7 protein-coding genes are annotated in these 8,515 nt (G+C 57.3%); 3 read left to right on the forward strand and 4 right to left on the reverse strand.

Going from position 1 to position 8,515, the window contains the following annotated elements:
• Positions 1 to 109: 109 nt before the first annotated feature.
• The gene (locus QMX98_RS29220; RefSeq protein WP_282411773.1) at positions 110 to 1,735 is read right to left on the reverse strand and encodes a glucan biosynthesis protein D; all 1,626 of its coding nucleotides are present in this window, start codon (positions 1,733 to 1,735) and stop codon (positions 110 to 112) included.
• Between the two features lie 391 nt (positions 1,736 to 2,126).
• Here QMX98_RS29220 and QMX98_RS29225 point away from each other — a divergent pair, with 391 nt between their 5' ends.
• Positions 2,127 to 2,312 carry a hypothetical protein gene (locus QMX98_RS29225; RefSeq protein ID WP_010462962.1) on the forward strand — a complete coding sequence of 62 codons (186 nt, stop codon included), beginning with the start codon at positions 2,127 to 2,129 and terminating at the stop codon, positions 2,310 to 2,312.
• A 58-nt stretch (positions 2,313 to 2,370) separates the two neighbouring features.
• On the opposite strand, the gene QMX98_RS29230 is transcribed toward QMX98_RS29225, so the two are convergent.
• Positions 2,371 to 2,880 carry a Bro-N domain-containing protein gene (locus QMX98_RS29230; protein ID WP_282411774.1) on the reverse strand — a complete coding sequence of 170 codons (510 nt, stop codon included), beginning with the start codon at positions 2,878 to 2,880 and terminating at the stop codon, positions 2,371 to 2,373.
• 441 nt (positions 2,881 to 3,321) lie between these two features.
• Between QMX98_RS29230 and QMX98_RS29235 the strand changes: the two genes are divergently transcribed.
• Together QMX98_RS29235 and QMX98_RS29240 are read left to right on the forward strand one after the other, a co-directional pair.
• Positions 3,322 to 4,572 carry an ATP-binding protein gene (locus tag QMX98_RS29235; RefSeq protein WP_102593534.1) on the forward strand — a complete coding sequence of 417 codons (1,251 nt, stop codon included), beginning with the start codon at positions 3,322 to 3,324 and terminating at the stop codon, positions 4,570 to 4,572.
• Between the two features lie 2 nt (positions 4,573 to 4,574).
• Entirely contained in the window at positions 4,575 to 5,201 is a 627-nt protein-coding gene (locus QMX98_RS29240) for an RloB family protein (protein ID WP_102593533.1), read from the forward strand.
• Between the two features lie 50 nt (positions 5,202 to 5,251).
• Here the strand turns inward: QMX98_RS29240 and QMX98_RS29245 are convergent, their stop codons facing one another.
• Complete coding sequence (locus tag QMX98_RS29245) at positions 5,252 to 6,736, reverse strand: amino acid permease (RefSeq protein WP_169856294.1); 1,485 nt, start codon at positions 6,734 to 6,736, stop codon at positions 5,252 to 5,254.
• Positions 6,737 to 6,964: 228 nt separating this feature from the next.
• Positions 6,965 to 8,389, reverse strand: a complete 1,425-nt coding sequence (locus QMX98_RS29250; protein ID WP_172792313.1) for a gamma-aminobutyraldehyde dehydrogenase — start codon at positions 8,387 to 8,389, stop codon at positions 6,965 to 6,967.
• Positions 8,390 to 8,515: the final 126 nt, after the last annotated feature.

Below are 8,515 nucleotides of genomic sequence, written 5' to 3' on the forward strand. Positions count from 1 at the left end.
GGCTCGCTCCCACACTGGAGCTCCATGGAGCACAATTCTGTATACGCCGCAGATCAACTGTGGGAGCGAGCCTGCTCGCGAAGGGGCAAGCCCAGACAACCTATTGCTCTCAGGTGTACTTACGCTTATCCGGCGCTGGCGGGAAATACTGGTACAACCAGGTCTCACTCAACGTCCGGTCATTAGTGCGAATGAACAACCGCAGCTCAACCGGCGCCACGCTGTCATTGGTCGGGTACCAATCGAAGGTAATCCGATAGCCCTTGATGTCATCCAGCACCAGCACGTTGAAGTCCTTCACCTCGCCGTTCGAGCAGGTCACCACGGGCTCGATCCCCGCGCCTTCCGGCAAGCGATCCAGGCCGCCACCGTTGAAGTCCACGGCAAAGCGTCGAGCCCAGACTTCCGGGTAATGCTCGCCCGGTGCCCAGCCTTCGACAAACCCGCCCATGCCCGAACGGGTCGCATTGACCCGCGCCAGCGGCGTGCTCACCGGTGGCAGGGCGCTCCAGTAGAGCTTGTAGCCGTAGTTCAGGGAATCACCGGCCGCGACCGGCTTCTTCGGGGTCCAGAACGCGACGATGTTATCGAGGGTTTCGCCGGTTGTAGGAATTTCCAACAGATCGATAGAGCCTTCGCCCCACGCGGTCGTAGGTTCTACCCACAGGCTTGGACGCTTGCTGTACCAGTCAACGGTGTCCTGATAGTTGGCGAACTCGTGATCGGTCTGCACCAGGCCGAAACCTTTCGGGTCGGTGTCGGCGAAGGCGTTGAACTGCAGGGTCGCCGGGTTGTTCAGCGGACGGCAGATCCACTCGCCGTTGCCGCGCCACATGGCCAGTCGGTCGGAGTCGTGAATCTGTGGGTGAATGGTGTCGCACATCCGGCGCTCGTGGGTGCCGCAGCTGAACATGCTGGTCATCGGTGCGATGCCCAGTTGTTCGATGGCGGTGCGCGCGTTGATGTGGGCGTCAATCTCCATCACCACGCGTTCGGCCTGGCAATCGATGTCAAAGCGATAGGCGCCAGTGGCGCTCGGCGAATCCAGCAGCGCGTAGACCACAAAGCGGGTGCTGTCCTTGCCCGGGGTCTCGAACCAGAATTTGGTGAAGTCCGGGAATTCCTCACGCTTCTTGGCGTAGGTATCGACGGCCAGGCCGCGGGCCGACAGACCGTACTGGCCGGTGGCGTCTACCGCACGGAAATAACTGGCGCCGAGGAAGGACAACACATCGTGTCTGTCCAGTTCCGGGGCCTTGAACAGCTTGAACCCGGAAAACCCCAGGTCGCCGGTGAGCTGCTTGGTGTCGACCGTGGTTTTTTCATAGTTGAACAGGGAAGGGCGGAAATGCACTTCACGGGCCTGGCGGGTCTTGGGATCGACGCTGTACATGCGCACCGGCTGCTTGAAGCCCATGCCGACGTGGAAGAACTGCACGTCCAGCTGACCGTTCAAGTCTTTCCACAGCGAGTGGTTGCCGTCGTAGCGGATCGCGTTGAAATTCTGCGGCGTCATGGTCGCCAGCGTCGGCGGCAGCACCTGCTTGGTGTCCTGATAGCGATTGCCGGCGAGTTGCTTGGCCTGAATCTTCAGCGTCTCGAAATCGAACGCCTGGGCTGCGCCGTCAGCGGTGCCGCTGGCCGCCCAGGCACGGGAGGCGAGCAGGCCGGTGGCCGACAAACCGGTGTAGGCAGCGATGGCCATGGACGCTTTGAGCAAATTCCTGCGATGCATAAGTACAACCTGTCGTGAACAATCCCGCGCCGTTCCTGGCACGTGCTGGATCAAAAATATCGGTTCGGACATGCCTTCGGCCAAACGCAACGGACTTTAAACAGATAACAAATAGCTTAAACCGTTCGGTTGCAGAGAAAAAATGATTGGTAGCACTTTGATGATGCGGCAATGAAACAAGACATGTCGGTGAATTTTTCCGACAGCACTTTCTGATTTATAGGGCATTTCTGCTTTTTTTGACTAATTACTCTAAAAACCGCTTTTCAGCGCCGGGAATGTTCCTATCCTGTGTTCATGACCGGTTTCTGCCCTTCAGGCCGGCGGCTAATAAAAGGATAGGGCGATGCGGTTTTTGAAGTTTTCTCGGGCTTATAGAAGGACATCGTCCATGACGAAAGTACAAGGCATCACAGAAATGTTGGGAATCTTCCCTTGCCTGGCCACCGGGCGGCGAAGGCATCGCCTCAGTTCGGACGAAATGAAGCTGCTGGAGCGGTATCGCGAGCTGTCGGAAAACGACCGGATTGCGATGCGGTATCTGGTGGATGCGATGCGGAGTGTTTCGCGGTTTTGAGCGCTAAGCCAAGGGGCGGACTGTAAAGTCTGCCCCTTTTTCATTTTTCACCCTGCCTTCAACTGCAAGTGCCCACGATCGTGAACGGTCGCTGTGCCTGCATCAGATCCGGCATGTCGCGCCACTTGATCCAGGCTTGATGCTGCCAGTGCAGCAGCGGCACCGAGATGCCTGCCCACTGCAACGAACTCAGACTTGGAATGTTATCCACAGCCGCTTCCGACTCACGCAGCGTTGGGATGACTTCGTTGCTTAGCCACTGACGCAGGTTTCGGTTTTCCGGGATGAAATGGTGGACTAGCAATGCATACATTCCCGATTCGCTGACCATCAACGATTCGACGGTTTTGCCATCCTTCAGCAACCAGACGTATCGGCGTTGATCGGGATCGAGTTTCAGGGTGAGACGTTGGTCCAGCGGACGGCCCATCAAGCGACCGAGGTCCTGGACGCAGAACCAGGCTTGGTTGTCCTGCATGAAGGCGTGGAGGAAGCGGTTGTGGCGGGTGAAGACGGTAGGGATGAAATGAGGATGGGGTTCAGACGGATTTAGCGTGTGCTTGAGCATTTTTCGACTCCATGTTGAAAAGGGAGCCGCCACTAATCCTTCGACAGATTATGGGTGGCGGACCGTGCGGCGTTCGAAGTCGGGACATTCTCGATCAACATGCAAGCCAAGAGGCCCGCGCCACACGGCCCACCATAAAGCAAAACTGAAAGGCAAAAAATTGCCCCAGTTCATATGGGGGCGCGGATGCGCCATGTTGATGATTTACCGGCTTCGACACCGGGTCGCTGATTTGGCAGCGACGAGGTAAAGCCTATCGTTCAGGCGCTCGCGGCGCCAAGTCTACTCTGGCGCCGCGCGTTGTAGGAATTGGAGTCTTCACCGGAAGGCTTGATCTGTAGGAATTTCCTGTTTTTGCCTGAAGTGCGCTGAAGCAGCATCGTCGCCCTGGTTTTTCCTATAGTTTTTTCCGCTTTCAGGAACGAACTGCAGGTTTGCTACATGTTGATCGAATTTTCAGTTTCCAATTACCGCTCCTTCCGTGACAAGCAAACCCTGTCCATGGCAGCAACGCCGCGCCTGAGCAAAAAGCGCAACCTTTTCAAGTCGCCGGTGAATGGAGAAAAACTGCCGGACTTACTGAAGATCGCTGCGATATACGGGCCGAACGCGTCGGGTAAATCGTCGCTGATCCGGGCGATGGGAATTATGGGAAGCTTGCTCGCTGCGCCTCCGACCTCAAATGAGGAATCGCTACCGGTTTCCCCGTTTCGTTTTGACCCGCAGCTTAACGACGAGCCAAGTTGTTTCGAATACAACTTTATTCAAGGCTCACTCCGCTATCGGTTTTTACTGCGAATGACGGCGCAGCGAATCATCGAGGAACACCTCGTCTCTTATCCGAAAGGAAAGGAGACGCTGTTATACCAGCGTTGTTTGGGGGAGGAGGGTGAGCAGTACGTGTTTGGCTCAAGCCTTGACGGAGGAAAAGAGGTTCACAATGCCTGGCGGCGTTTGACCAGCCCGAAGATGTTGTTCATTGCACAGGCCGTCGCGAACAGCAGCGAAGAGCTGACGCAGTTGCGAGAGCCTTTTAGCTGGTTTCAATCCGGGCTTCTCGTCATCGAGCAGAACAACATGATGGGGTTGTCGGCAGCCTCCATCCGGTTTCTTCAGATGGCATCGGACTACACGTGCAACTTGAGAGACTTTCTACTAGAGGTAGATATTCCAGTCTCGGACATTCAGCTCAATTCTGATGCAGACGCTGCTCCAGCCAGCAGAAAACTCACGCTCAAAGAATTCTTCGCCGCGGCGCGAAAAGACAAAGTGACCCTGACGCACACGAGTCATCTTGGAGATGCGGAGTTTGATTTTTCAGAAGAGTCTGGTGGCACAAAAAACCTGATTGGATTCTGGTTGCCCTGGTTCATGATCAATCACACAGACGGGAGCGGGATACTGGCCGTCGATGAGTTGGACAGCAGCCTTCATCCAGCAATAGTGGCTGATCTGATTGGAAAACATCTGGACAGCGGGCAGAACACCCAGCTGATTTTCACGACTCACGACACGCATCTAATGGATACCCAAACGCTGCGGCGCGATCAATTCTGGATCACCGAGCGTGATGCCAACGGCGCAACCTGTCTTTTTTCCGTTCACGATTTTGATGGGCGCGAGGGAGAAGACGTCGAGAAGCGGTACTTCGAAGGCCGTTACCGTGGTTTGCCGTTGATCAGGCGGAGGTGACCATGGTGCGCACGACACGCTTATTTGATCGAAAGAAATCACGGTTCAAACCGCAACCCAAGGTGCTGATCCTTTGTGAGGACAGTCAGTCAGGTAAGCGATATCTGGAGGATGCGGCCTTTCACTTTCGTGCCAATGCTCAGGTTGAAGTTGCCCATTGCGGCGTGACTCATCCTAGCGGGATTGTCGAAAGAGCAATTGCACGGCAAAGAAACTTCGATAAGGTTTTTTGTGCCTTGGACCGTGACACTCACCTTTGCTTCGACCGTGCGGTCGACTTGGCAAAACCGCATCCCAAGATAAAAGTGATAGCGTCTTTTCCCTGTTTCGAGTTTTGGTTGCTACTGCACTTTGGCTACAACAGAAAGCCATTCGCTGCTGCAGGTGGAAAATCCCCTGGCGAACTTGTTACCAAGAGTCTTAGGGGCCAACCTCTGATGGAGAATTATGAGAAGGGTAAAAATGTCAGTCATTTTGATCTGTTGAAGGGAGAGCCTTTCAATACAGCGAGGGTACTTGCTCCTCGAATTCTTCTCGATGCTGTTAACAGCGGTGAGCTCAATCCAAGTACTGAAATCCATCTGTTGATGGATGAGTTTGAAGTCCTTTCCGCGCCTCAATCGATCTAACTTCGTAACAACTCGCCCCGGTGCCACAACCAGCCCCGGGGCGAAATCAATTACCGACTAACCTTCCACGCATCCCCCGCCGGCGCAGTCCCGTGGTCATACGGCTTGGCCAACCACATGTACAACAACCCCAACCCAATAACGATCGCTGTACTCAACACCATCGCATAGTTGATGTACCACGCCGCATCCGGTGTGCGCGGCCAGGCCATGTTGATGATCGCGCCGACGCCATAAACCAGCGCGCCAATGTTCACCGCCCACCCCCAACCGCCGAGGGTGAATTTGCCGCTTGGTTTCCAGCCTTTCAGGCGTGCGTATAGCGCGGCGAGGACGATCATCTGGAACGCCAGATAGATGCCGATCGCCGCGAAACTGACGATGGTTGCCACCGCATCTTGCAGGAAGAAGCCGAGGATGATGATCAGGGCCGGCAGGACGCCGGACACGAACAGCGCAGCCACAGGCACTTGGGTCGTAGGAGAAATCTTCTTCAGCAGCGAGCTGCCGATGACCATTTCATCTCGGGCGTAGGAGTACAGCAGACGACTCGCCGCCGCTTGCAGGCTGATGACGCAGGAGATGAAGGAAATCATCACCACGCCCATGACCACTTTCGAGCCGACCGGGCCGAAGGCGTTGTTGAGGATGGTGGTGACCGGGTCTTTGTCGGTGCCGTTGATTACCGCTTGCATGTCCGGCACGGCGAGGATCAGCGCCAGGCAGGCGAACATCGCCGCGATGCCGCCGATGTAGATGGTCATGCGCATGGCCACCGGAATCTGCTTGCTTGGGTTCGGGGTTTCTTCGGCCACGTCGCCGCAGGCCTCGAAGCCGTAGTACAGGAACATCCCCGCCAGCGAGGCGGTGAGGAAGGCCGGCAGGTACGAGCCGTCAATGCTGATATCGAAGGTGTTGAACAACACGCTGATCGACTGGTGACGCTCGAAGATCAGCAGGTAGACGCCAACGATCACTGCGCCGACCAGCTCGCAAAGGAAGCCGAACATGGCGATCCGCGCCAGCATTTTGGTGCCGCTGAGGTTGACCAGGGTGGCGAACAGCGTCAGGAACAGCGCGATGACGATGTTGGTGTTATTGCTCGGTTCAAAGCCCATCATTGCGGCCAGGTACGGACCGGCACCGACGGCAACGGCAGCGATGGTCACACACAGGGCGATGGAGTAGATCCAGCCGACCATCCACGCCCAGCGCTTGCCCACCAAGCGACGAGCCCAGGGGTACACGCCGCCGGAAATCGGGAACTGCGAGACCACTTCACCGAAGATCAGGCACACCAGCAACTGGCCGCAACCGACCAGTAAATAAGCCCAGAACATCGGCGGTCCACCGGCGGCCAGGCACAGGCCGAAGAGGGTATAAACCCCGACGACCGGGGAGAGGTAAGTGAAGCCCAGGGCGAAGTTTTCCCACAGGCTCATGCTGCGGTTGAAGTTCGAGGTGTAACCCAGCTTGCGTAGCTGCTCGGCGTCGCTGTCGGCAACGGCTACAGAGAGTTCGGGTGATGCGCTCATGGTGTGTCAGCTCCGGAAAATCGGCAGATTTCGGATGTCCGAAACCGTGGCGGGGCCTTGGAGGCGCTGCCCGGATCGGTGGTTATTGTTTTGGTTTTCTGGCGTTGAACCCTGGTGGTGCGTGGTGCCGGTTTCTACCTTGAAACCGAGGTGATGCCTTCGCGGGCAAGCCTCGCTCCTACAGGTACTGCGGCGAACCTGTAGGAGCGAGGCGTGCCCGCGAAGCTTTTAATGCTTGAACATCACATGCCGCACTACGGTGTAATCCTCCAGCCCATACATGGACATGTCCTTCCCGTAGCCAGACAGTTTCTGACCGCCATGGGGCATTTCGCTGACCAGCATGAAGTGCGTATTCACCCAGGTGCAGCCGTATTGCAAGCGGGCAGACAAGCGATGCGCGCGACCGACATCAGAGGTCCAGACCGACGACGCCAAGCCGTAGTCCGAATCGTTGGCCCAGCCCAGCACCTGGGCTTCATCGATGAATTTGGTCACCGACACCACGGGCCCGAACACTTCGCGACGGACGATTTCGTCGTCCTGTTGAGCGTCCGCAAGCACCGTCGGCTCGAAGAAGAAACCATTCCCCTCCACAGACTTGCCACCGGTGACCAGGCGGATATGCGGTTGCGCCACGGCACGTTCGACAAAGCCCGCCACGCGGTCACGGTGCTGCGCAGTGATCAGCGGCCCCAGCTCGGTCGACGGGTCATCCTGCAACCCGTACTTGATGCTGCTGACCGCTTCGCCAAGCTTCTCGACGAATTTGTCGTAGATGCCTTCCTGCGCGTAGATGCGGCAAGCTGCGGTGCAATCCTGGCCAGCGTTGTAGAAACCGAAGGTGCGAATGCCTTCCACGGCGGCGTCGATGTCGGCGTCGTCGAAGATGATCACCGGGGCCTTGCCGCCCAGTTCCATGTGCATGCGTTTGACGCTGTCGGCGGTGCTGGAAATGATGTTCGATCCGGTGGCGATCGAGCCAGTCAGCGAGACCATGCGCACTTTCGGGTGCGTGACCAATGGGCTGCCAACGGTAGGACCACGGCCGAAGACGAGGTTGAGCACGCCGGCCGGGAAGATTTCCGACGCCAGTTCCGCCAGACGCAGCGCGGTCAGCGGGGTTTGTTCTGACGGCTTGAGCACCACGGTATTACCGGCGGCGAGGGCCGGGGCGATTTTCCAGGCGACCATCATCAGCGGGTAGTTCCACGGCGCGATGGAGGCGATCACGCCAACCGGGTCGCGGCGGATCATCGAGGTGTGGCCGGGCAAGTACTCGCCACCCGCCGAACCGCTCATGCAACGGCTGGCGCCGGCGAAGAAACGGAACACGTCAGCAATCGCCGGGATCTCATCGTTCAGCGCAGCGCTGTAGGGTTTGCCGCAGTTGTCCGACTCCAGCTTGGCCAGCTCTTCGCCGTGGGCTTCAATGGCGTCGGCGAGTTTGAGCAGCAGCAGCGAGCGTTCCTTCGGCGTGGTTTGCGACCAGCTTTCGAAGGCGCTGTCGGCGGCTTGCACGGCGGCATTGACCTGGGCTTCGCTGGCTTCGTTGATTTCCACCAGCACACGGCCGAGGGCCGGGTTGAACACAGGTTGGGCGGGGCCGTCGCCGTCGATCAGTTGGCCGTTGATCAAGAGTTTGGTTTGCATGGCATTGTCCTCTTCAAACTATTGTTTTTCTCTGAAGGAACCGGTTCAAACTGTGGGAGCGAGCCTGCTCGCGAATGCGGTTTAACATTCAACATTGATGTTGGCTGACACACCGCTTTCGCGAGC

The organism is Pseudomonas sp. PS02303 (genome assembly GCF_029959925.1).
Taxonomy (GTDB): Bacteria; Pseudomonadota; Gammaproteobacteria; order Pseudomonadales; family Pseudomonadaceae; genus Aquipseudomonas; species Aquipseudomonas mandelii.

Bases quoted from the DNA above. Each gene is read 5' to 3' on its own strand.
- QMX98_RS29230 (WP_282411774.1), bottom strand. From the start codon at position 2,880: ATGCTCAAGCACACGCTAAATCCGTCTGAACCCCATCCTCATTTCATC.
- QMX98_RS29220 (WP_282411773.1), bottom strand. From the start codon at position 1,735: ATGCATCGCAGGAATTTGCTCAAAGCGTCCATGGCCATCGCTGCCTAC.
- QMX98_RS29240 (WP_102593533.1), top strand. From the start codon at position 4,575: ATGGTGCGCACGACACGCTTATTTGATCGAAAGAAATCACGGTTCAAA.
- QMX98_RS29225 (WP_010462962.1), top strand. From the start codon at position 2,127: ATGACGAAAGTACAAGGCATCACAGAAATGTTGGGAATCTTCCCTTGC.
- QMX98_RS29245 (WP_169856294.1), bottom strand. From the start codon at position 6,736: ATGAGCGCATCACCCGAACTCTCTGTAGCCGTTGCCGACAGCGACGCC.
- QMX98_RS29250 (WP_172792313.1), bottom strand. From the start codon at position 8,389: ATGCAAACCAAACTCTTGATCAACGGCCAACTGATCGACGGCGACGGC.
- QMX98_RS29235 (WP_102593534.1), top strand. From the start codon at position 3,322: ATGTTGATCGAATTTTCAGTTTCCAATTACCGCTCCTTCCGTGACAAG.